Annotated in this window: 17 protein-coding genes; 13 read left to right on the forward strand and 4 right to left on the reverse strand. The window is 70.2% G+C overall.

The features are described from left to right. The first annotated feature begins 36 nt into the window (after positions 1-36). The 12 genes from AB0D59_RS45325 (at position 37) to AB0D59_RS45380 (ending at position 16,373) form a co-directional block, all read left to right on the forward strand. A complete protein-coding gene (locus AB0D59_RS45325; RefSeq protein ID WP_362577513.1) occupies positions 37-900 on the forward strand; it encodes an ABC transporter permease in 864 nt (287 codons plus the stop codon). Positions 901-1,155: 255 nt separating this feature from the next. After that, positions 1,156-2,871: a carboxylesterase family protein gene (locus AB0D59_RS45330; protein ID WP_362577515.1), complete on the forward strand. Its 1,716-nt coding sequence runs from the start codon at positions 1,156-1,158 to the stop codon at positions 2,869-2,871. Positions 2,872-3,331: 460 nt separating this feature from the next. After that, entirely contained in the window at positions 3,332-4,450 is a 1,119-nt protein-coding gene (locus AB0D59_RS45335) for a Gfo/Idh/MocA family oxidoreductase (protein WP_362577517.1), read from the forward strand. Continuing rightward, on the forward strand, positions 4,447-5,373 hold the full coding sequence (locus AB0D59_RS45340; protein ID WP_362577519.1) for a PmoA family protein: 927 nt from the start codon (positions 4,447-4,449) through the stop codon (positions 5,371-5,373). Before AB0D59_RS45335 ends, AB0D59_RS45340 begins: the two co-directional genes overlap by 4 nt. 20 nt (positions 5,374-5,393) lie before the next feature. Continuing rightward, entirely contained in the window at positions 5,394-6,155 is a 762-nt protein-coding gene (locus tag AB0D59_RS45345) for a cupin (RefSeq protein WP_362577521.1), read from the forward strand. Positions 6,156-6,220: 65 nt separating this feature from the next. Further along, on the forward strand, positions 6,221-7,504 hold the full coding sequence (locus AB0D59_RS45350; RefSeq protein WP_362577523.1) for an ABC transporter substrate-binding protein: 1,284 nt from the start codon (positions 6,221-6,223) through the stop codon (positions 7,502-7,504). Then, positions 7,501-8,439, forward strand: a complete 939-nt coding sequence (locus AB0D59_RS45355; protein ID WP_362577525.1) for a sugar ABC transporter permease — start codon at positions 7,501-7,503, stop codon at positions 8,437-8,439. The genes AB0D59_RS45350 and AB0D59_RS45355 overlap by 4 nt, the downstream gene beginning before the upstream one ends. Continuing rightward, complete coding sequence (locus AB0D59_RS45360; RefSeq protein WP_362577527.1) at positions 8,436-9,314, forward strand: carbohydrate ABC transporter permease; 879 nt, start codon at positions 8,436-8,438, stop codon at positions 9,312-9,314. Before AB0D59_RS45355 ends, AB0D59_RS45360 begins: the two co-directional genes overlap by 4 nt. Continuing rightward, positions 9,311-9,901, forward strand: coding sequence for a hypothetical protein (locus AB0D59_RS45365; protein ID WP_362577529.1), 591 nt, complete (start codon positions 9,311-9,313; stop codon positions 9,899-9,901). Before AB0D59_RS45360 ends, AB0D59_RS45365 begins: the two co-directional genes overlap by 4 nt. 411 nt (positions 9,902-10,312) lie before the next feature. Further along, on the forward strand, positions 10,313-13,084 hold the full coding sequence (locus AB0D59_RS45370; RefSeq protein ID WP_362577530.1) for a ricin-type beta-trefoil lectin domain protein: 2,772 nt from the start codon (positions 10,313-10,315) through the stop codon (positions 13,082-13,084). Between the two features lie 108 nt (positions 13,085-13,192). Continuing rightward, positions 13,193-14,680 carry a ricin-type beta-trefoil lectin domain protein gene (locus tag AB0D59_RS45375; RefSeq protein WP_362577532.1) on the forward strand — a complete coding sequence of 496 codons (1,488 nt, stop codon included), beginning with the start codon at positions 13,193-13,195 and terminating at the stop codon, positions 14,678-14,680. 52 nt (positions 14,681-14,732) lie between these two features. Beyond that, positions 14,733-16,373 carry a glycosyl hydrolase family 28 protein gene (locus AB0D59_RS45380; RefSeq protein ID WP_362577533.1) on the forward strand — a complete coding sequence of 547 codons (1,641 nt, stop codon included), beginning with the start codon at positions 14,733-14,735 and terminating at the stop codon, positions 16,371-16,373. A 254-nt stretch (positions 16,374-16,627) separates the two neighbouring features. Here the strand turns inward: AB0D59_RS45380 and AB0D59_RS45385 are convergent, their stop codons facing one another. The 4 genes from AB0D59_RS45385 to AB0D59_RS45400 all read right to left on the reverse strand — a co-directional run bounded on the left by AB0D59_RS45385 (position 16,628) and on the right by AB0D59_RS45400 (position 19,570). Then, positions 16,628-17,626 (reverse strand): LysR family transcriptional regulator, encoded by a 999-nt coding sequence (locus AB0D59_RS45385; protein WP_362577535.1) that lies wholly within the window; start codon positions 17,624-17,626, stop codon positions 16,628-16,630. 32 nt (positions 17,627-17,658) lie between these two features. Next, on the reverse strand, positions 17,659-17,799 hold the full coding sequence (locus AB0D59_RS45390; RefSeq protein WP_362577536.1) for a hypothetical protein: 141 nt from the start codon (positions 17,797-17,799) through the stop codon (positions 17,659-17,661). Between the two features lie 260 nt (positions 17,800-18,059). Beyond that, entirely contained in the window at positions 18,060-18,812 is a 753-nt protein-coding gene (locus AB0D59_RS45395) for an SDR family oxidoreductase (RefSeq protein ID WP_362577538.1), read from the reverse strand. Then, positions 18,809-19,570, reverse strand: coding sequence for an SDR family oxidoreductase (locus AB0D59_RS45400; RefSeq protein ID WP_362577540.1), 762 nt, complete (start codon positions 19,568-19,570; stop codon positions 18,809-18,811). The genes AB0D59_RS45395 and AB0D59_RS45400 overlap by 4 nt, the downstream gene beginning before the upstream one ends. A 729-nt stretch (positions 19,571-20,299) precedes the next feature. Between AB0D59_RS45400 and AB0D59_RS45405 the strand changes: the two genes are divergently transcribed. Continuing rightward, positions 20,300-21,925 (forward strand): ricin-type beta-trefoil lectin domain protein, encoded by a 1,626-nt coding sequence (locus AB0D59_RS45405; protein WP_362577541.1) that lies wholly within the window; start codon positions 20,300-20,302, stop codon positions 21,923-21,925. Positions 21,926-22,113: the final 188 nt, after the last annotated feature.

Raw genomic sequence — 22,113 nt, forward strand, 5'->3', positions numbered from 1 at the left:
GGGCGTGCCGCACCGGCGAACCGAAAGGAGCAGACGATGGCGACTGCTACCAGTAGTGCAGAAAGCAAGACCGAGGTGAAGGCGACCCGGACCGCGAGCGTCAGGAGCGGTGCGTGGCGGGGCACCGCGTTGGTGGTGGTCCTGCGCATCGCGGTCATCGCCCTGACCCTCGTCCTCTGGCAGGTGATGAGCGGCCCCGTGCTGCCGGAGTACGCCGTCAGCAAGCCGACCGACGTGTCGCACGCCCTGTGGAAGCTGCTCGGCTCGTCGACCGGATGGACCGACATCAGGACGACGGCGTTCGAGATCGTGGCCGGGTTCGGGATCGGTGTGGCGATAGGCACCGTGATGGGCCTGGTGCTGGGCTCGGTGCCGCTCGCCGGCCGCGTGTTCGAGCCACTGATCGCGGCCGTCAACGGCATTCCCAAGATCGCTCTCGCGCCGCTCTTCCTGTTGTTCTTCGGCATCGGCCCCATGTCGAAGATCACGATCGCGGCGGCGGGCGTCGCCTTCGTGGTCTTCTACAACGTCTACCTGGGCCTGCGGCTGAGGGAACGCGAACTCGTGGAGATCGTCCAGGTGATGGGCGGACGCCGGCACCACGTGCTCAGCTACGTCACGCTTCCCACGCTGGCCGCACCGTTCTTCGCGGCGCTCAAGACGGGCGGTCCGCTGGCGATCCTCGGCGTCATCGGCGGTGAGTTCATCGCCTCCACGGACGGCATCGGCCACGAGCTGTTCACCGCGGCCACCAACCTCGACGCACCGACCGAGTTCGCGGGCCTGATCATCCTGGTGGTGATGACGCTCATCCTCAACGGGATTCTCACCGGGCTGGACACGCTGGCCCTGAAGCGTCTCGGCCTGGGGGACCGGCGGTCGAGGGGAAAGGGCAACTGATCCGGGCGGCGGACTCCCGCGACCTGGCCGGAACCGGGGGGCCGGAGAGTTCCCGTTCCTGGCGGTCACCGGACTCCCCGGCCGAGCCCGAACCCCGTCGACGGCACCGGCCGGGCCGGATCCTCCCGTCCGGCCCCCCGGCCCGAGACGGACCCTCATGACCGAGCCGCAGCCGAGCGGCATGGCGGGCCGAGCCCGAGCCGGACGCCGCAGGCGGCGCCGCACCATCCTTCACCGAGCGATCCGGAGGTTCGTATGAACGTGCCAGAGAACAGCCAACCTTCCGTCACGGAACCCGAGTTGGGTCGCCGCGACTTCCTCGGCCGCACCGCGGGCGCCGCCGTGGGAGCGGTGCTCCTCGACGCCCTGGGGGCGCCTGCCTCGTCCGCTGCTCAACCGCTCGCGAGCCGGCCTGTGCGGATCGACTCCGGGCTCGTCTCCGGGGTGGCCGCCGCGGTGTCCGGCGTGACCGTCTTCAAGGGGATCCCCTACGCGGCGAGCACCGCGGGGGAGAACCGGTGGCGCCCGCCGCGGCCGGCGCCGTCGTGGAAAGGCGTCCGCAAGGCCGACACCTTCGGTGACGCGCCCCCGCAGGCGTCGACCACGCTCACCATGAGCGAGGACTGCCTCAACCTCAACATCTGGACCGCTGCCAGGAGCACCGAGGACCGGCGCCCGGTCTACGTATGGCTCTACGGCGGCGGCTTCTCCGCGGGAACCGGCTCCGACCCGAGCTTCGACGGCTCCGTCCTGGCGGGCAAGGGCGTCGTCGTGGTCACCATCAACTACCGCCTCGGCGCCCTGGGGTTCCTCGCCACACCCGAACTGGGCGCCGAGTCCCCGCACGGAGTGTCGGGCAACTACGGCCTGCTCGACCAGATCGCGGCCCTGAAGTGGGTACGGCGCAACATCGCCGCGTTCGGAGGCGATCCGCACAAGGTCACCGTGGGCGGCCAGTCCGCGGGCGCCGGCTCCACGGACATGCTCTCGATGTCCCCGCTGGCAACCGGCCTGTTCAAGCGCTCCGTCGCCGAGAGCCAGGTACGCCACCCGAGCGACCCGGAGCTGCGCTACCTCGGAGTGTCGCTCCGTGAGATGGACACCGCCCTCCGGCAGGGACCCGCGTACGGCGCGACGAAGGGCGCGAGCACACTGACGGAACTGCGCGCCCTGCCCTGGCAGGACTTCACCGACGGCGCCTCCCTCAAGGACGAGACCGTCGACACCAAGTCCGTCGCGAAGCCACCGCTGTTCCGGCCCGTCGTCGACGGCTGGGTGCTGCCCGCCGGCTACATGGCCACCTACCGGGCCCGTGCCCAGAACGACGTCTGGTACCTGGCCGGCAACAACCTCGACGAGAGCGGGGCCGTGCCCGAGACCGCCTTCGACTACTGGCGCCGGACGGGCTACCCGGACCGTCCCGGCGCCCCGCCCGTCCACGTCACCCTGGACGACTACGTCAGTGCCGCGCGGCAGAAGTTCGGCACGATGGCGGACGAGTTCCTCACCCTCTACCCGGCCACCACGGACGACGAGGCGGCCCTCGCCAGCAACGACGCGGTCCGCGACAACTCCCGCGTCTCGACGTACCTGTGGGGCACGGTGTGGGCCAAGGGCGCCGACAGGCCGGTGTACACCTACTTCTGGACACACCGCCCGCCCGGCCCCGACCACGACATCCGGGGCGCCTACCACGGCTCCGAGATCGTCTACTTCTTCGGCAACCTCTACCCGGCCGCCCAGGGATGGACCGACCAGGACCGCGAGATCGCCGACACCATGTCCTCGTACCTCGCGAACTACATCACCACCGGCGACCCGAACGGGCGCGGTCTGCCCAGATGGCCCGCCCACACTCCGTCCTCACCCACGGTGATGGAGGTCGGTGAGCAGTACGGACCGATGCGCGTGGCGTCCCCCGGGAAGGTCGACTTCTGGAAGCGTTACTTCGCCACGCAGGACGCCTGGTAGCCGACGGGGCCGGGCCGCCCGCCTCGCTCACCCAGCACCCTGATCGTCTCGACTCCGTCGGCCGTACGCGGACACCTCCGGCAGCCGCATCCGGTCGGACCGGGACCAGGCCATCGTGCGCTCCTCCGGCGAACTGCCCGTTCACCAGGGGGACTTGCGCGATGGCCTGCCCATGTTCAGCGATGGCCTGCCCATGTTCAGGGAGTACTCACCGGCAACGGGCGCACGCCCCGAGCGGAGACCCGCGGGTTCCGGACGCCCGACCGGCCGCTCCGTTTCGCGGGGCACCGTCGTGTCCGGAGCACACGGGACGATCAGGATCGAGGCACAGGACCTTTCCAGGAGCTTCTCTTCGCCATCGCGGTGCGGGGGGTTGTCCTGACATTCCTCCGGATCTAGGGTCCCTCGAGAGCAAGCGCTTTCTCCGCGTCTTGGTCCCCGGAACTCCTAGGAGGACCGCATGTCCCCCCACCCCACCCGCCGCCGTGTCGCCGTGGTCGGCACCGGCTCGATCGTCAGCGGCAGCCATCTGCCCGCCCTCACCGCCCACGCCGAGCGTGCCGAACTGGTCGCCGCGGTCGACGTCGACCAGGCCCGGCTCGACGCCTTCCGGGAACTCGCCGGCGGCCAGGTCGCCGGGTACACCTCCGTCGACGCCATGCTGGACGCCGTACGGCCCGACCTCGTCCTCGTCGGCACGCCCCCGTCCCTGCACCGCGAGCAGACGGTCGCCGCGCTCAAGGCGGGGGCCTGGGTGCTGTGCGAGAAGCCGCTGTGCCTGTCCCTCGCGGAGTACGACGAGGTCGCGGCCGCCGAGGAGGCGTCCGGCGCCTACGCGTCGGTGGTCTTCCAGCACCGCTACGGCTCCGGCGCCGTGCACGCCCGGGAGCTGATCGCGGGCGGCGGGCTGGGCGCCCCCCTGGTCGCGCACTGCCAGACCACCTGGCACCGGGACGCCGCCTACTACGCCGTACCGTGGCGCGGCACCTGGGCCAGCGAGGGCGGCGGCCCGACCATGGGCCATGGCATCCACCAGTACGACCTGCTGCTGCACCTGCTCGGCCCGTGGACGGAGATCCGGGCCATGGCGGCCCGTCTGGTCCACGACACCGAGAGCGAGGACGTCTCCACGGCCCTCGTACGCTTCGCGAACGGGGCGCTCGCCACCGTCGTCAACAGCGTGCTGTCCCCGCAGGAGGTGAGCCGCATCCGCGTCGACTGCGCGGACGCCACCGTCGAACTCACCCACCTGTACAGGCACCGCAACGAGGACTGGGTCTACACCCCGGCCCCGCACGTCCCCGCCGAGCGCGCCGACGCCTGGCGCACCCCGGAGGCGGACGTGCCCAGCTCGCACACCGCGCAGCTCGGCGCCCTCCTCGACGCCCACGACGCAGGTGTACGGCCGCCGGGCAGCGGCCCGGACGCCCGCGCCACCCTCGAATTCGCCGCCGCGCTCTACAAGTCGGCGTTCACGGGCCGCACCGTGCACGCGGGTGAGATCGGCCCCGGCGACCCCTACTACGCAGCCATGCACGGCGACCACCCCCACTGGGCCCCCACCGAGGAGCGCGCATGAGCATCCGCGTCACCCACGTCCACGGCGAGCACATCGCGGTCGCGGCGGCGGACGGCACCGAGATCCTCCGTTACGTCTACCGCCCCGACCCCGAGGCGTACGAGGCGCGCAAGCCGTACGCCCACCCGGTGCGCACCCTCGCCGGACGCACCGTCACCGGCTACCGGCCGAGCGACCACCGCTGGCACAAGGGCCTCCAGATGACGGCCAGCCACCTGTCCGGGCAGAACTTCTGGGGCGGCAACACCTACGTCCACGGCCAGGGTTACCAGGTGCTGCCGGAGCGGGTCGGCTCGATGCGGCACGACGGCTTCTCCGAGTTCGCCGTCGCCGACGACCGGTTCGCCTTCACCGAGAAGCTGACCTGGGTGGAGAACGGCGGCGCCGAGTGGGCGCGGGAGGTGCGCGGGCTCACCGTCCACGCCGTCGACGAGGCGGCCGGTGCCTGGGCGCTCGACTGGTCGATCCACCTCACCAACGTCCGCGACGAGCCGCTGACCTTCGGTTCCCCCACCACCGAAGGCCGCGAGATGGCCGGATACACCGGACTGCAGTGGCGCGGCCCCCGTGACTTCACCGGCGGCACCGCGTTCGGCCCGGACTCCGTCAGCGGCGCCGAGAAGCTGATGGGCACCCAGGGCCCCTGGCTCGCGTACACCACCGAGCACGACGGGGTCGACGGGCACTCCACGATCGTCTTCGCCCACGCGCCCGAGAACCTCGACGGGCGGACGCCGATCCACGAGTCGCACTGGTTCGTGCGCGCGGAACCGATCCCCACGGCCGCGTTCTCGTGGGCGTTCTTCGAGGAGTTCGAACTGCCGCCGGGCGAGTCCTTCGCCTACCGCTACCGGATCGTCTTCGCCGACGGCGCCTGGGACGCCGACCGCGTCGCCGCCCACCTGGAGGGCCTGCCGTGGTGAACACCCCTGAAGGGCCCGCCGTGGCGAACGGACCCAAGCCCGCCCTCCCGCACCCGCTGCCCGGCGCCGTCGGGCTGTCCCACCTCAGCGCCTACGACTGGGAGGCCGCCGACGGCGTGTGCGGCGGCAGCCCGCACCTGCACCTGGTGTGCACGGAGGCGTACGTCGTCACCGGCGGCCGGGGGGCCGTGCAGACGCTCAGCCCGGACGGCTACCGGGACATCCCGCTGGAGCCCGGATCCGTCGCCTGGTTCACGCCGGGCACCGTGCACCGCATGGTGCAGGGCGGCGATCTGCGCATCACCGTGCTGATGCAGAACAGCGGGCTGCCCGAGGCCGGGGACGCGGTCTTCACCTTCCCGCCCGAGGTGCTCGCCGACCCCGAGCGATACGCGGCCGTGGCAACGTTGCCACCCGGCACGGGAGTCGAGGTGGAGCAGGCCGCCCGCCGGCGCCGGGACCTCGCCGTCGAGGGCTACCTGGACCTGCGCGAGGCGCTGGTCGCCGGGGACAACGGCCCGTACGCGGAGTTCCAGCGGGCCGCCGCCCGGCTGGTGCGCGACAAGGTGCCCCGCTGGCGCGAGCTGTGGCGGGCCGGCGCGCTGGCCACCGCCGAGCGCACCGGCGCCCAGCTCGAAGCGCTGCTGGCCGGAGAGCCGTCGTATCTCGCCGAGGCGACCGCACACGAGGCCGCGCCCACCCGGCTCGGGGGATTCGGGATGTGCGGCCGCCGCGACGAGTACAACCTGCCGGGGACGACGCTCCCCTACGGCGGCGAGTAGCAGCTTTCCCAGGGGGGCGAGGGGGGTCGTCGAGAAGACCGAGGAAAGGATGAGGTGACCTCGGCATGCCCGGACACAGGACAAAGGGGTTCTGCGCTTCGGCCCTCGCACTGGTGCTCTGCACCGTGCTGGCCGGCTGTGGAGGATCCGGAGAATCGGTCGGTGGCGGCAAGGTCGTGCTGCGCTACACGTGGTGGGGCAACCCCGACCGCGCGGAGCGCACCGACCAGGCCCTCGCACTCTTCGAGAAACGGCACCCGGACATCCAGGTGCGCACGTCGTTCTCCGACTACAACGCCTACAAGCAGAAGCTCGCCGTCCAGGCCACGGGCGGCGACGCACCCGACGTGATGCAACTCGACTACCGGCAGATCGACCAGTACGCCTCCGGTGGCGTCCTGCTCGACCTGGCCCGGCAGAAGGCGGTACTGCGCACCTCCGGGATCGATTCCGGCCTGCTCGCCACCGGCCGCGTGGACCACACCCAGTACGCGATCCCACAGGGCCGCGGCAGCGAGACGGTCGTGTACGACGCCAAGGCGTGGAAGGACTCCGGGGTCCCCCTCCCCAAGCGGGGCTGGACCTGGGACGACTGGGCGAACGACATGCGGGCCCTGGCCAAGGCGACCGGCAAGCCCGGCGGCACCGACCCGGGCTGGAGCGAGGACGCCTTCGAGGTCTGGCTGCGCGGGCAGGGCAGGTCCCTGTACACCACGGATCGCCAACTGGGCTTCGGCGCCGAGGATCTCGCCAGATGGTGGACCTTCACCAAGGGGCTGCAGCGGGAGGGAGCCGTCTCCCCGGCCGAGCAGAACACCCAGCTCGACGGCTCGGTCGAGAACACCCCGCTCGGCCGCGGCAAGGCGGTCGCCGACACCAACTGGGACGCGCCGACGAGCGGTTTCCTCGCGCTCGTCCCGACCGGCATCGCGCTCGCCCCGATGCCGTCCGGCGCGGACGGCACACCCGGCCAGTACTACAAGCCGTCGATGTTCCTCGGCATCTCCGCCCACACGCCCCACGCCAAGGCGGCGGCCGAGCTGGTCGACTTCCTCATCAACGACGAGGACGCGGCCAAGGTCCTCGGCGCCACCCGCGGCATCCCCGTCAACGAGACCATCCGCAAGGAGACCACACCCCTGCTGAAGGACTTCGACAAGACCATCGCCGACTACCAGGCGTCCGTCGAAGGCACCCTCGACGACCCGCCGCAGGCCCCGCCGCCCGGCGACAACTCCCTCCAGACCACCTTCCAGCGCGACTACGACCAGGTCTCCTTCGACCTGATGTCGCCCGCCAAGGCGGCCAAGGACTACATCACCGAGGCGAAGGCGGAGCTGAGGTCATGACCACCACCGCGATCCCGACACCGGCGAAGCCCGCCACCACCGCGGCCCCGAAGCGCCGGTCCAGGCGCGAACGCCAGGGCGCCGCCTGGGTGTTCCTCTCTCCGTGGCTCCTCGGCGCGAGCGTTCTGACGCTGCTGCCGATGGCCATCTCGCTGTACCTGTCGTTCACCGACTACAACCTCTTCGACCCCCCGCACTGGGTGGGCCTGCGCAACTACACGCAGATGTTCACCCAGGACCCGCGCTACTGGCGTTCGGTCCTCACGACCCTCACCTACGTCGTGATAGCCGTGCCCCTGCAACTGGCGCTCGCGCTCGGCGTCGCGCTCGCCCTGAAGCCCATCAAGCGCGGCAAGGGCTTCTACCGGTCCGCGTTCTACGCCCCCTCGCTGCTCGGCGCCTCCATGTCCGTCGCCCTCGTCTGGCGGGCGATCTTCAACGACGGCGGCACGGTGTCCCACCTGCTCGGCACCGGCGGCTGGGTGAACCGGCCGGGCTGGGCGCTGCTGTCCGTGGCCCTGCTGACGGTGTGGCAGTTCGGCGCCCCGATGGTCATCTTCCTCGCGGGCCTCCAGCAGATCCCCGCCGAACTGTACGAGGCGGCGGCCTGCGACGGGGCCGGGAAATGGCGGCAGTTCGTGTCCGTCACGGTTCCGATGCTGTCCCCGGTGCTGTTCTTCAACCTGGTGCTCCAGATGATCCAGGCATTCCAGGTGTTCACGCCCGCCTTCGCGGTCAGCGCCGGCAAGGGCGGTCCCGCCGACTCGACCCTCGTCTACACCCTCTACCTCTACGACCGGGGCTTCGTCGCCTCCCACATGGGCTACGCCTCCGCCATGGCCTGGGTACTGCTGCTGGTCATCGCCGCCGTCACGGCGGTGCTGTTCAGGACCTCACGCTCCTGGGTCTTCTACGCCTCCGAGGGGGACCGATGACCGCCGTATCGAGCAGCGCGTCAACTGCCGCACGCCGCAAGCCGGTTCCCTGGGGTCGTATCGCCCTGCACGTCGGCTGCGTCGCCGCCCTGCTGGTGATGCTCTACCCGCTGGCCTGGCTGCTCGCCACCTCCCTCAAGCCGGCGAACGAGGTGATCGCGAGCCTCGACCTCCTGCCCAGCCACCTCGAATGGTCCAACTACAAGACCGCCTTCGACGGCGTGAACGACGTCTCCATCTGGCGGCTGCTGGGCAACTCGCTGCTGATCGCGGGCGGCGCGGTCGTCGGCAACGTCATCAGCTGCTCCCTCACCGCCTACGCCTTCGCCCGGCTGCGCTTCCGCTTCCGCGGCCCGCTGTTCGCCTTCATGATCGCGACGATCATGCTGCCGCACCACGTGGTGCTGATCCCGCAGTACATCCTCTTCAACCGGCTCGGCCTGGTGAACACCTACTGGCCGCTGATCCTGCCGAAGTTCCTCGCCACCGAGGCGTTCTTCGTCTTCCTCATCGTGCAGTTCATGCGCGGCCTGCCCCGTGAACTGGAGGAGGCCGCCCGCATCGACGGCTGCGGTCCCTTCCGCAGCTTCTTCAGCGTGATCCTGCCGCTCACCCGCCCCGCGCTGATCACCACGGCGATCTTCACCTTCATCTGGACCTGGAACGACTTCTTCACCCAGCTCATCTACCTCTTCGACCCGGACAAGTTCACGCTCACCCTCGCTCTGAGCTCCTTCGTGGACTCCTCCAGCCAGTCGGCGTTCGGCCCGATGTTCGCGATGTCGGTCGTCGCCCTGCTGCCGATCGTGCTGTTCTTCCTCGCCTTCCAGCGGTTCCTGGTGGAGGGCATGGCCAGTTCTGGGGTGAAGGGATGAGCGGGCTCCAGACACGCGAACCCGGCGAGGTCTTCGGGCCGCGCATGACCCTGTTCGCCGACATGCTGAGCGTCGGCCTCGCCACCGCCGTGGTCTGCCTGCCCGTGGTGACGGCCCCGGCCGCCCTGTCGAGCGCCTGCGAGGTGCTGCGCGGCGGGGTGGACGGTCAACCCGCCACGGCCGGACGGTACTTCACGGTCCTACGGCGGCGGCTGCGCCCCGCCGACCTGCTGGCGGGTCTGGTCGCCCTGGCCGGCGCGCTGCTGTGCGCCGCGGATCTGGGGCTGGCCCGGGTGGGGCTGCCGGGAGCGGCACCGTTCGCGGTGGTGGCCGCGGTGATCGGCGCGGGCGCGCTGGTCGTGGGCCTCAGGGCCTGCGCCCGCCCGGAGTCGCTCACCGACTGGCCGGCCGCCGTGCGCGAGGCCGCCCGGGACACCGTACGAGACCCGGGCGGCAGCGCCCTGGTGCTCCTCGCGGTGGCGACGGCGGCCCTGTGCGCCTGGATGCTGGTGCCCCTGGCCTTCCTGGACCCCGGCCCGCTGGCACTGGCCCTCACGGCCGTCGGCCTACGGCACACCCGGCGCTGACGACCCGCCTACCGCGCCGCGGGCCGCGGCCTCGGCCCGCGGCGCGGTAGGCCCTGCCGCCACCGGCCGACAAGTCGGAGTAGCGATTCAGGGGCTCGCCGCGTAACGGGTGTGCGGCTGCTCGCCTCGTCCGCTGGTGTAGACCTGTTTGGCAGTGTTGGATATCGATCATGCACCCGTCAAGATGTGGGACTGGGTGACTGGGTGCGAGGGTTGGGCGGCGCTGCCAAACTGGCCGGTCCGGCGATGCTGTTGGCGGAGTCGATGCAGGTTCTCTGGTACAGACCTTGACTGTAAATCAACAGGACTCCACACTGACGCCCAAACCTCTCCATGCACGGTTCGGCAACGCGGCCATTTGAGAGCGCTCTCAAGAGCAGTCCTCACCCCCCACTGGAGAAGGACGACGCTGTGCAGCGAACCCTGAAACACCTCCTGCCCCTGTGGCTCACGGCTCTTGTGGCCGCCCTCCTCGTGGCCGGTGTGCCCCCGGCCCACGCGGCGACGGCCACGACGATCACGGTGGACGGCGGTCAAGGCGGCCGGACGTTCGACGGAATCGGCGCGATCAGCGGCGGCGGGGGCAACTCCCGGCTACTGCGCGACTATCCGGCCGCCCAGCGGTCGCAGCTCCTCGACTACCTGTTCAAGCCGGGATACGGCGCGAACCTGCAGTTACTGAAGCTGGAGATCGGCGGGGACGCCAACTCCACCGACGGCTCCGAGCCGTCCATCGAGCACACCAAGGGACAGATCAACTGCGCTGCCGGCTACGAGTTCTGGCTCGCCGAGCAGGCCAAGGCCCGCAACCCGGACATCAAGTTCTACGGTCTGGCCTGGGCCGCTCCCGGCTGGATCAACGGCGGGTTCTGGTCCACCGACACGATCAACTACCTGATCTCCTGGCTGGGCTGTGCAAAGCAGCACGGCCTGACCATCGGCTACCTCGGTGGCTGGAACGAGCGGGGCCACGACGCCGACTGGTACGTCCGGTTGCGGTCCGCGCTGGACAGCGCCGGATACGGCAGCCTGCAGATCGTCGCCGACGACTCGGGCTGGAGCGTCGCGGACGACATGGCGAGCGACGCCTCGTTCGACACCGCCGTGTCGGTCATCGGAGCGCACTATCCCTGCCAGGGCGGTGACGGCGGCAACGCCAACACCTGTTCCAGCACCACCGCGGCGAAGAACAACGGCAAACCGCTGTGGGCGTCCGAGAACGGCTCACTGGACATGGACGCCGGGGCCCCGGCGCTGATCCGCTCCATCGTGCGCGGATACCTGGACGCGCGGATGACCGCCTACCTCAACTGGCCACTGGTCGCGGCGATCTACTCCAACCTGCCGTTCAGCACGGTCGGCCTGGCCACCGCGAACTCGCCGTGGTCCGGGAACTACTCGATCGGCGAGAACACCTGGGCCACCGCCCAGATCACCCAGTTCGCCCAACCGGGCTGGAAGTTCATCGACTCCGCCTCCGGCTATCTCGGCGGCAGCGAGTCCAACGGCACCTATGTGACGCTGAAGTCGCCGAACGGGTCCGACTACTCCACGGTCCTGGAGACCACCACCGCCACCGCCGCGCAGACGGTCGACGTCCAGGTGAAGAACGGCCTTTCCACCGGCGCGGTGCACGTGTGGGCGACCCGGGTGAACAGCCCGAGCCCGTCCACCGACTTCGTGCACACGCAGGACATCACCCCGGCCGCTGGCTCGTACGCGCTGACGCTTCAGCCCGGCTGGATCTACACGGTCACCACGACCACCGGCCAGGGCAAGGGCACCGCCACCGCGCCCGCAGCCCACGCCCTCGCGCTGCCCTACACCGACACGTTCGACAACGATGCCACGGGCACCGAGGCCACGTACCTGTCCGACATGCAGGGCTCGTTCGAGGCGCGCCCCTGCGCCGACGGCCGGACCGGGCAGTGCGTGCAGCAGGTGACCCCGGTCAAACCGATCGAATGGCAGGACGACTCGGACGCCTTCTCGCTGCTCGGCGACCCGACGTGGACCGACTACACCGTCAAGGCCGACGTCGACCTGCAACAGGCCGGTACCGTCGAACTCCTCGGCCGGGCGGGCACCCAGAACCGCCCGCAGAGCCACCAGGCCGCCTACCTGCTGCGGGTGAGCGACACCGGCCCCTGGTCCATCGTCAAGAGCTCGGCGGCCGGCAGCCTGACCACCCTGCTCTCCGGAAACCGGACGGCGCTGGGCACACACGCGTGGCACACGCTCGCCCTCGGCTTCTCCGGCGACCGGATCACCGCCACCGCGGACGGCGCCACCCTCGGCACCACCGACGACAGTTCCTTCGCGGCGGGCCAGATCGGCATCGGCGTGGTCGGCTACCAGACCGACCAGTTCGACAACCTGTCCGTCACCGCCAACCCGCCGGGCAACCACGCCGGCATCCTCAAGGGGCGCCAGTCCGGGCTGTGCGCGGACGTGCCCGGCGCGAGCCGGACCAACGGCACCCAGGTCGCGCTCTGGGACTGCCACGGCGGCACCAACCAGTCCTGGACCCTGACGCCGTCCGGCCAACTCACGGTCTACGGGGGCGCGAAGTGCCTGGGTGCCAACGGCGGCGCCACGGCCGACGGCACCGCCGTGCAGATCGGCGACTGCACTGGCGCCTCCGGCCAGCGCTGGACGGTGAACAGCGACGGCACGGTGGTCAACCCCGGCTCAGGCAAGTGCCTGGACGCCACCGGAGGCGGCACCACCCCCGGCACCCTGCTGGAGCTCTGGACCTGCACCGGCGGCTCGAACCAGAGCTGGCAGCGCGGCGCGGTCTCGGGGGCGGTCAAGGGGCAGGAGTCCGGCCGCTGCGTCGACGTCCCCGGCTTCAGCGAGACCAACGGCACCAAGCCGGCCCTGTGGGACTGCAACGGCGGCACCAACCAGACCTGGACCTCCTCCACCGCCAACCAGCTGACCGTCTACGACTCCAAGTGCCTCGAGGTCACGGGCGGCGCCACCGCCGACGGCAGCCCGGTGGAGATCTGGGACTGCGACGGGGGCGCCGGCCAGCAGTGGCGGGTGCGTTCCGACGGCAGCGTGGTCGACGTCGGAGCCGGCAAGTGCCTGGACGCGGTCGGGCACGGCACGGCCAACAGCACGGCGCTGGAGATCTGGACCTGCAACGGCGGCGCCAACCAGATCTGGCGGCTGTCCTAGTGCCGCGCCTGTTGCGGCACTGGCCACCCCTGCCCCCGCCGGGCCGCAGCCGCCCCACCCGTCGCCACCACCCGTCGTCACCACCACTCACCTCGATGAGGGAGACCCATGCCCCCCACTCCGCTCAGACGCCTTCTGCAACGCTGCCTGACTGCACTGCTGTTGCCCCTTGCCCTCCTGGTCGTGCCGGCGCACGCCGCGGCCGCGGCCACCGGCTGGACCGTCACCGGCCCGTCCGCGGGCTCCCCGACCGCCGCACAGGTCACGCTGGACAACGGCACCCTCACCTTCGCCGCCTTCGACACCATCCTGCCCTACACCCGGAACGTGATCTCCAGCATGGACTTCACTCCGGTGGTGTTCAGCATGACCGGCCGTGACACCACCGACGCCCACGAACTGGCCACCTCCGTCGTGTTCGAGTCCGGCTGGCAGCACTTCGCCGACAGCCCCGAGAGCTATGAGGCACACCCCGAGGCGCTGCGCATCCTCGACCAGCTCCCCACCGCCTGGGACGAGACGCGCCTGCTCGGCGGCAGTCCCGGAAAGGAGACGTACCTGGCCCGTCGTGCCGGCGGGCGCTGGTTCGTCGGCGGCATCTCGGCCCTGTCCGCCAAGACCTTCCAGACCCCGTTGAGCTTCCTGGGCACCGGGCAGTGGCTGGCCGAGACGGTCCGCGACGGCTCCGGCGGCCTGACCCACGACACCCGCGTCGTCACCAGCTCCGACACCCTGTCGGTGCCGGAGGCCACCAACGGCGGCTTCGTGACGGCACTGTGCCCCTACACGTCCGGCCTGTCGACCTGCTCCACCCGGGGCCAGGCCGGCGCGCTGAAGGGCAGCCAGTCCGGCCTGTGCGCGGACGTGCCGGGGGCGAGCCGGACCAACGGCACGCAGGTCGCGCTGTGGGACTGCCACGGTGACGCGAACCAGACCTGGACCGCCTCCCCGACCGGACAGCTGACGGTCTACGGCGGGGCGAAGTGCCTGGACGTCAAGGGCGGCGCCACGGCCGACGGTACGGCGGTGCAGATCTACGACTGCAACAACTCCGCGGCCCAGCAGTGGACGGTGAACAGCGACGGCACGGTGGTCAACCCCAACTCCGGCAAGTGCCTGGACGCCACCGGAGGCGGCACCACCACCGGCACCCTCCTGCAGATCTGGACCTGCACCGGCGGCACCAACCAGACCTGGTACCGCGCCAACACCACCGCCGCCTACCAGGAGAAGCAGTCCGGCCGCTGCCTGGACCTGCCCGGCGGCAACCAGGCCAACGGCACCCGTCCGGCGCTGTGGGACTGCAACGGCGGCACCAACCAGACCTGGTTCTCCACGGTGAGCGGTGAACTGACCGTCTTCGCCAACCGCTGCCTGGAGGCGGCCGGAGGAGCCACCGCCGACGGCACCGCCGTACAGATCCACGACTGCGACGGCACCTACGGCCAGAAGTGGCGGGTCCGCTCCGACGGCACGATCGTCAACCTCGCCTCCGGCACCTGCCTGGACGCGATCGGCGGAGGCACCGCCAACGGCACCCGACTGCAGCTGCGGACCTGCGACGGCGGCACCAACCAGGTGTGGACAAGGAGCTGACGGTCATGAACCTCCACCACCTCCAGCACGCCCCCAGCCCGAAGGAATCCGTATGAGATCACCGTTCCCCACGACCGGCGCAGCCGAGCGCCGCGCCGCACGCGGTCTGGCTCTCGGACTGACCGCTCTGCTGCTGGCCGTCGCGGCCCTGGTGGGACTTCCCCGTCCCGCCCAGGCCGCGTCGGCGGGCGTGACCGTGTACCCGGTCGCGTCGATCTACCCGGCGTCGACGGACTACACGCTCACCGTCAACGGAACGTCCGTCCCCGTCACCAAGTACCCGGGGTACGACATCGCCCAGTTCGCCCTCGGTACCGGCACCGCCACCATGGCGGTGACCAAGACCAACAACACCGACATCGGCTCGTACAGCATCAGTCCGCAGAAGCTGAACCTCAGCGGGTCGGTCAGCGGCTCGACCCTGACCTTCACCGTGCAGCACGACGACTACCTGATCGTGAAACTGGACGGCCGCCCCAACCTGGTGATCGCGGCCGACCCACAGGAGTCCGACCGCCCGTCGTCCTCCGGCACCGGCATCTTCAACGTGCAGAGCGCCCCGTACAACGTGCGGCCGAACACCGGCGACTACAGCACCACTGCCTTCCAGGCCGCGCTGAACGACGCCGCCGCGTGGGGCTCCGCCAACGGCCGGCAGGGCATCGTCCACGTGCCCGCCGGTGTCTACACGCTGGGCAACCTGTACCTGCGGAGCAACCTCGCCCTCTACCTCGCCCCCGGTGCGGTGCTCCGCTACACCGGGGAGGCCGACCACTACGTGGTCTACGGGCACAAGGACTCCCAGGGGCGCGACCTCACCTGGTTCATCTCCACCCGCTACTCGTCGTCGAACATCAAGATCTACGGCCGGGGGATCATCGACGGCAACGGGGCGGCCTCGCTCAAGCCCGGCAACCTGGGCGTGAACCTCCTCATGCCCGTCTACACCGACGGATTCACGGTCGACGGCATCACCTTCCGGGAGTCCAGCAGCTGGGCCGTCATCCCCCTGCGGTCATCGAACATGACGTTCCGCGACATCAAGCTCTTCAACAGGTTCGACATGGGCGAGGACGACGGGATCGACGTCACCGAGTCCACGAACGTCACCGTCACCCACGCGATCGGCATCGGGCTCGACGACCCGTTCTCCACCAAGACCTGGGGCGATGTCGCCGACATCTACAAGTCCGTCCCCGGTACCGCGCGCCCGTTGAAGAACGTCACCTTCGACGACCTGGTCTCCTGGACCTACTGCTACGGGGTCAAGGTGGGGCAGGGCGTCATCCAGTCGCAGGACGGCGTCACGTTCCAGCACGTCGTCGTCTACGACGCCGCCGTGGGCATCGGCGTCCATCACAAGTACGGGACGTCGAGCGCCACGAACATCCGTTTCGACGACATCGACATCGAGCGGCTGGACTTCACCAACGACGACAACCGGACGTGGCTGGCCCTGATGACCGGCGACACCCAGGGCATCGGCCCGGTCACGGGCGTCACGATCTCCCACGTCAAGGTACGCAACGCCGGCACCACGGCCGCGCGCATCAACGGCCGGCCCGGTGCCCCCATCACCGGGGTCACCCTGAGCGGCATCGTGATGCCGGGCAGCACCACGGCCGCGACCACGCTCGCCCAGATGCACCTCACCAACCTCTCGGACTACGGCCCCGTCACGATCACGCCATAGACACCTGAGGCAGCCTCAGAACCGGTCATCAACCTGTGCAGTCCGGTCATGGATCCAGTATCGGGAAGACCGTTGCCCCCGGCGGTGCGACGGCGGACGGAAAGCGCGAGGCTATCGCCGGGGGACCACACCGAGCTCGATCACGCTGGGGGCGGGGGAGTCAGCACCACGATGCCCGGCGTGCAGGACCCCATCGGCCCGGTATCCCGGCGTGCCCCGTGTCGTCATGGAGGCAAGGCCGGCCGGGCGCCCCTTCAGCTCGAGATCGCCTGCACGCCCACCGGCAGCCGTGCTCGTCCTTGAACTTCGAGAAACGCCTTGACGCCGGCCGTGTCGGCGCGTCGGCGCGTCCAGAACAGGGCGACTTCCCGGAAGGCGGTGGGCGAGTCGATCGCGCGGATGGCCAGCCCCTCGGTGCTGGTGGTCCGGAGGGCCAGGCGATTGATGACGCCGATACCGAAGGCGGAGCGGACCAACGCGACCAGGGTGGTCGGCTGGTCGGTCAGGTACGCGATGTCGGCCCGCCCGGCTGCCTCGCCCAGCGTGTGGCGCAGATCGAACCCGCCGCCGTCCTCCTCGCTACCGGCCGGATTGCCGATGAGCGGTCGCTCGAGGATGTCCGCGACGCTCACCGAGGTCCGGGCGGCGAGCGGGTCGTGCTCGCGCATCACGGCGACGATGTCCTCGCGCCAGATCGGGCGATGGCAGAGCGTCGTCTCGTGCATCTTCGGCAGCAACGGCCGGAAGGCGAGATCGACGGTCCCGCTGAAGGCCATCTCCTCCAGCGTCGAGGCGTTCCCCTCGAACAGTTCGACAGTCAGGCCGTGGTACTTCGACTTCAACTCCCGCAGCACCGCCGGAAGGTACGTCGAGCTGACGCTCGGATAACTGCCGACGCTCACATGCGTGGCGAAACCGTCGAGCGTGCTGCGTGCCGCGTCGATGCCGCGCTGCAACTCCAGCAGGGCAGTCATGGCATGCCCGCGGAACAGCTCCCCGGCCGTGGTCATGCAGACGGGACGTGCCCTGCGGTCGAAGAGCGTCACCCCGAGGGCGTGTTCGAGCGCGGCGATATGGGCACTGACCCGCGACTGCGACAGGTGCAGTACGGGGGTGGCGGCGCCGAACCCGCCTTTGTCGGCCACCGCGAGAAAGCTGCGCAGCCAGGCGGTCTGCAGCGACATGGCGTCCCGGGGATCACGCGGAGGCAGGTCGACCGCGCCGAGGTCCTCGTCGCACGTCTCCGGAACCATCGGCCCAGGCTCGGTGAAGTACGGCGCCCCGCTCACCGGCCGGACGGTCCCTGCGCCCCGGCGGCGAGCCGAATCGGCCGCACCACGCCGGTCAGGGAGCGGTACCGGTGCACGGACGGCGTTCGCGCCGCGTCCGCGATGTCGTCGAGGTGTTCCGTCCCGGGCTGTGTCACGTGGACGCCCCCTTCACGGGTCGACGGTGCCGCCCGTTGACTGGACGGCCCCGGTGGCCGCCATCTTGCTATGAGAGTCCGCCCGAGGTGAAGGCTGCGGCAGCGACTACCTGGGGTGAGCCGCCTGGACCCACATCCTGCGCCAGGGCGGCGATCTACGATGCCGCCGCGACCCGACCCGGCCCATGAGGGAACGCCGGGAAGGCCTGACCGCCTGCGCCGCCGATGCGGCCGGCTCGGCGGTCGGCATCCGCCGGCCGTCACACCGCGGTCATCCCGCCGTCGAGGACGAGAGCGGCTCCGTTGACGAATCGGCCGTCCGGGCCCGCGACGAAGGCGACCATCGCCGCGACCTCCTCCGGCGCTCCCATCCGGCCGTCGAGCTGCCGTTCCGCCATCGCCGCACGCGCGGCGACCGGGTCCGGCGCGTTCGCGAGGATCTTCCCGATCCACTCGGTCTCGACGGTCCCGGGGCAGATCGCCACGCAGCGAATTCCTTCGCGGGCGTGGTCCACCGCGATCGCGCGGGTCAGACCGACCAGCCCGGCCTTGGACGCGCAGTAGGCCGCGCGGCGGGCCAGGCCGACCTGGCCGCCCACCGAGGCGATGTTGACGATCACCCCGCTGCTGCGGTCGAGCATCAACGGCAACGTCGCCCTGGTGGTGAGGAACGGCCCGGTGAGGTTCACCGCCAGGACGCGGTCCCAGTCCTCGTCGCTCGTCTCCAGCACGGTCGCGGCCACACCGATGCCGGCCACGTTGACGAGCACCTGCGGGGCGCCGACCGTCACCGCGATCTCCCGGGTCACCGCGCCCACCTGCAGAGGGTCGCACAGGTCCACGGTGAAGGGGTGCGCCCGCCCCCCGGCCTCCTGGATCAGCGCATGCGTCCTGGCCAGCCCGGCGACGTCCAGGTCCATCATCGCGACCTCGTACCCTTCGTGCGCCAGACGCACGGCGGTGGCGCGGCCGATGCCGGAGGCGGCGCCGGTCACCGCGGCGACGGCACTCACGAGTACGCCGTGCCGGGCAGCGAGCCGTCCATGGCGTACCCGCCGTCGACGTCCAGGCAGGCGCCGGTGGTGTAGCGCGCTTCCTCGGACGCGAGGTAGCAGATGGCCGACGCCACCCACTCCGGCGACGCGATCTCCCGCACCGGGATCTTCGCCACCAGCGAGTCCACGATCTCCTGGGTGTAGATGGGTTCACTCATCGCGGTCCGGGTGGCGCCCGGGCGTACGCAGTTCACCGTGACGCCGTGGTGAGCCAGTTCGGAGGCCATCGTGCGGGTCATCGCCTCGAGCCCGCCCTTGGTTGCCGTATAGGGCGCCGCGTTCGGCTCGGACACCACGGCATGGACCGACGAGACGTTGACGATGCGGCCCGGCGTGCCGTGGTCCACCATGATGCGGGCGGCGGCCTGACTCAGGAAGAACACGCCGGTCAGGTTCACCGCGACGACGCGATCCCAGTCGGCCCGGGTGACCCTGAGAAACGGCGCGATGTGCAGGATTCCCGCGACATTGGCCAGTACGTCGAGCCGCTGGAACTCCGCCCGCAGATAGGTCTCCAGCCGCTGTCCCGCGTACGGGTCGGCCACATCCACGTCGATTCGATGCAGACGCCCCGGTGACAGGTCAGGCCACGGATGGACGTGCCGCAGGTCGACTGCGACGACCGTGGCGCCCTCGTCCAGTAGCCGGATCGCCGTCGCCCGGCCTATGCCGGAGTCGGCTCCGGTGACCACGGCAACCTTCCCGCTGAATCTCATGCTGGTACCTCTCGTGCCTCTCGAACCGAGTGAAGAGCGAGTGAAGGGGGGTCAACGGCCGACCCCGGGTGACGACCACGCGCTGTCACCGCGCATGCGTTCGTACCCCCCAGCTGTCGTGCTGGCCTTCAGCCAGGGGGAGTGGGCCGCGCCCCGAGCACCGAACCAACCCGTGCGGTCGTGAACGCCGACAGGTTCTCCGATCTGCAAGCAAGGGCACCGTGAGGAACACGTCGAGGCGTGCACCGTCCCGGAATTGGTCGAATCCGGACGCGGAGACCTGGGGGCATGCGACCAAACCTAGAACGGCGTGCGTCCTACGACGAAGCGCGAGTAACAGGACGCCGCCATCCGAAATTCGGATGGCCGCAGGGTGGCGAAGGCCAGGAGAGACGCCGGCGTCGAAGAGGGAAGGCGAGCAGACATCCAGATGGCGGCCATTGGGATTTCAGCTCGACCGGATTTCAGCTCGATGCTCTCGACTCGTCCGTCCGCGGTCCCCCAACCCTGGCGAGGGGACTGCAGCCAGTGGCAACCGCTGCGAAGTCGGGCTGGTGGAGCCGGTCTTGGGCCTGGTCATCCGCCACACGGATCGGCGCGTTCTGGAATACGCGATCGCCGCCCTCTGGCACCGCCGCTACGTTCACGTCCACCTTTCTAACGGTGCGTTGCCGCACCCGAACCGGGCCGCCTACGGCCGTTCTCGCGCGCCAAGCCGGAGAGGAAGCCATGCCACGTCCCCATCCCACCGCACCTGCATCGGCGCCGGTCCACAGACGCCTCGACCGCCGCGTGCTGGCCTGGGCACTGGCGATACTGACCACGCTGGCCGTGATGCCGCTCGGCACGGCGGCCACCGCCTCGGCGACCGCCGCCGGCACCGCGTCGACCGCCGGCGCCGCGTCGACCGCCGGCGCCGCGTCGACCGCCGGCACCGCGTCGACCGCCGGCACCGCGTCCGCTGCCGGCACCGCGTCGGCCGCCGGCACCTCATCAGTCGCCGCCGCCCTTGACCCCAGCCAGTTCCACGGCGTGCACTGGTCGCGCCTCGGGGACAACTTCACCGCCGACAGACTCGTGTTGCAGGGGCTTTCTCCGAACGACGACTACAACTCCGCCAGAAGCAAGGCCGACGGAATGTTCGCGGCGTTCCAGAGCTCCCTGGGTGCCAACACCGTCCGGCTGCCGATGAACCCCGCCACCGCGAGCTGGAACACGTACAACGCCGTCATCGACGCCGCGACCGCCAGGGGCTTCAAGGTGGTCCTCAGCTACTGGTCCGAGGACGGCAGCAACAAGATCTCCGACAGCTACCTGCCCACCTGGAACCAGATGTGGGACACGGTCATATCCAGGTATCTGTCCAATCCCCTGATCTACATCGATCCCATGAACGAGCCCGTCGGTTTCACCACCTCCGAGTGGCTGGACTTCGCCGCCCGTTGGGTCAGTCGCGCGAGTGCGGCCGGTCTCCCGAAAGACCGGATGTTCATCGAGGGCGCCCAGGCCGACGCCGGCGGTTGGGGTACCGATCTGAGGCCGTTCTGCAACGACTCCCGCTTCGACGGGGTCTATCTCGCGATGCACCGCTACGCATTTCCTTATGGCTCCCGGACCTACAGCCAGTGGGTCGACGACATCAAGACCTACATGGGAAATTGCTCGGCACGCACCGTCATCGAGGAATTCGGCGCCGACGCCGACAACGGCATCAACTACGACGCCACTCCGAGCGACACCACTCCCAAGGAAGTGGCGTTCCTGCGCGCCATCACCGACGTCATCCACGACTACCACCTGGGTGCGATCTGGTGCCACGGAATCGGCGGCCGGACCACCAGCCCGGACCACGACTCGCTGAACATTCTCCGGCTTTTCGGCGCATTCGCGGGTGGCACCGAGAACCTGCCGCTCTGGGCGCCGAATCCCACCGCCGTGAACCGCCTCAAGTACGCCTGGGGCGGGTCGGGTTCGGCCACGACCCGGCTGCGCGACGTCGGCTACGCCGCGTGCCTCGACGTCCCCGGCGCGTCCCAGGCCAACGACGTCCCACTCCAGGTGGCCGACTGCGGAAACGGTGAGAACCAGCGGTGGACCCGAGCGGCGAACGGAGAGATCAGCGTCTACAACGGGACGAAGTGTCTGGACGCCCAGGGCTTCGGAAAGACCAACGGCACCCGGGTCATCACCCATGACTGCCACGGCGGCACCAACCAGCAGTGGTTCTTCTTCTCCGACGGCACGGTCCGCGGAGTCGACTCCCACCTGTGCCTGGACGCCGACCTGTACAGCCGCCAGAACGTCCAGCTCTGGTCCTGCGGGAACAACGACAACCAGAAGTGGCAGATCTTCTAGCGCGCCTCCTGCCGGAGAGGTCGGAGGCCGAACGAGCGTGACGGCCGACCGCCGCGAACCGATCGCCGTAAGCGTGACCGGAACTGCAAGGAGGGATCATGTCTTACCACCGCAGACGGATCGGCGACCTCGATGGCGGCGCCCACCGCTCGTCCGGTGCGCCGGGCGCGGTCGCGTCACCGACGTGC

It is taken from the genome of Streptomyces sp. NPDC048417, from assembly GCF_040651615.1.
Classification (GTDB): domain Bacteria; phylum Actinomycetota; class Actinomycetes; order Streptomycetales; family Streptomycetaceae; genus Streptomyces.

Excerpts from the sequence above, each read along its gene's own strand:
- AB0D59_RS45325 (WP_362577513.1), top strand. The coding sequence starts at position 37 with ATGGCGACTGCTACCAGTAGTGCAGAAAGCAAGACCGAGGTGAAGGCG.
- AB0D59_RS45330 (WP_362577515.1), top strand. The coding sequence starts at position 1,156 with ATGAACGTGCCAGAGAACAGCCAACCTTCCGTCACGGAACCCGAGTTG.
- AB0D59_RS45380 (WP_362577533.1), top strand. The coding sequence starts at position 14,733 with ATGAGATCACCGTTCCCCACGACCGGCGCAGCCGAGCGCCGCGCCGCA.
- AB0D59_RS45400 (WP_362577540.1), bottom strand. The coding sequence starts at position 19,570 with ATGAGATTCAGCGGGAAGGTTGCCGTGGTCACCGGAGCCGACTCCGGC.
- AB0D59_RS45385 (WP_362577535.1), bottom strand. The coding sequence starts at position 17,626 with ATGGTTCCGGAGACGTGCGACGAGGACCTCGGCGCGGTCGACCTGCCT.
- AB0D59_RS45360 (WP_362577527.1), top strand. The coding sequence starts at position 8,436 with ATGACCGCCGTATCGAGCAGCGCGTCAACTGCCGCACGCCGCAAGCCG.
- AB0D59_RS45340 (WP_362577519.1), top strand. The coding sequence starts at position 4,447 with ATGAGCATCCGCGTCACCCACGTCCACGGCGAGCACATCGCGGTCGCG.
- AB0D59_RS45365 (WP_362577529.1), top strand. The coding sequence starts at position 9,311 with ATGAGCGGGCTCCAGACACGCGAACCCGGCGAGGTCTTCGGGCCGCGC.
- AB0D59_RS45335 (WP_362577517.1), top strand. The coding sequence starts at position 3,332 with ATGTCCCCCCACCCCACCCGCCGCCGTGTCGCCGTGGTCGGCACCGGC.
- AB0D59_RS45405 (WP_362577541.1), top strand. The coding sequence starts at position 20,300 with ATGCCACGTCCCCATCCCACCGCACCTGCATCGGCGCCGGTCCACAGA.
- AB0D59_RS45375 (WP_362577532.1), top strand. The coding sequence starts at position 13,193 with ATGCCCCCCACTCCGCTCAGACGCCTTCTGCAACGCTGCCTGACTGCA.
- AB0D59_RS45355 (WP_362577525.1), top strand. The coding sequence starts at position 7,501 with ATGACCACCACCGCGATCCCGACACCGGCGAAGCCCGCCACCACCGCG.
- AB0D59_RS45350 (WP_362577523.1), top strand. The coding sequence starts at position 6,221 with ATGCCCGGACACAGGACAAAGGGGTTCTGCGCTTCGGCCCTCGCACTG.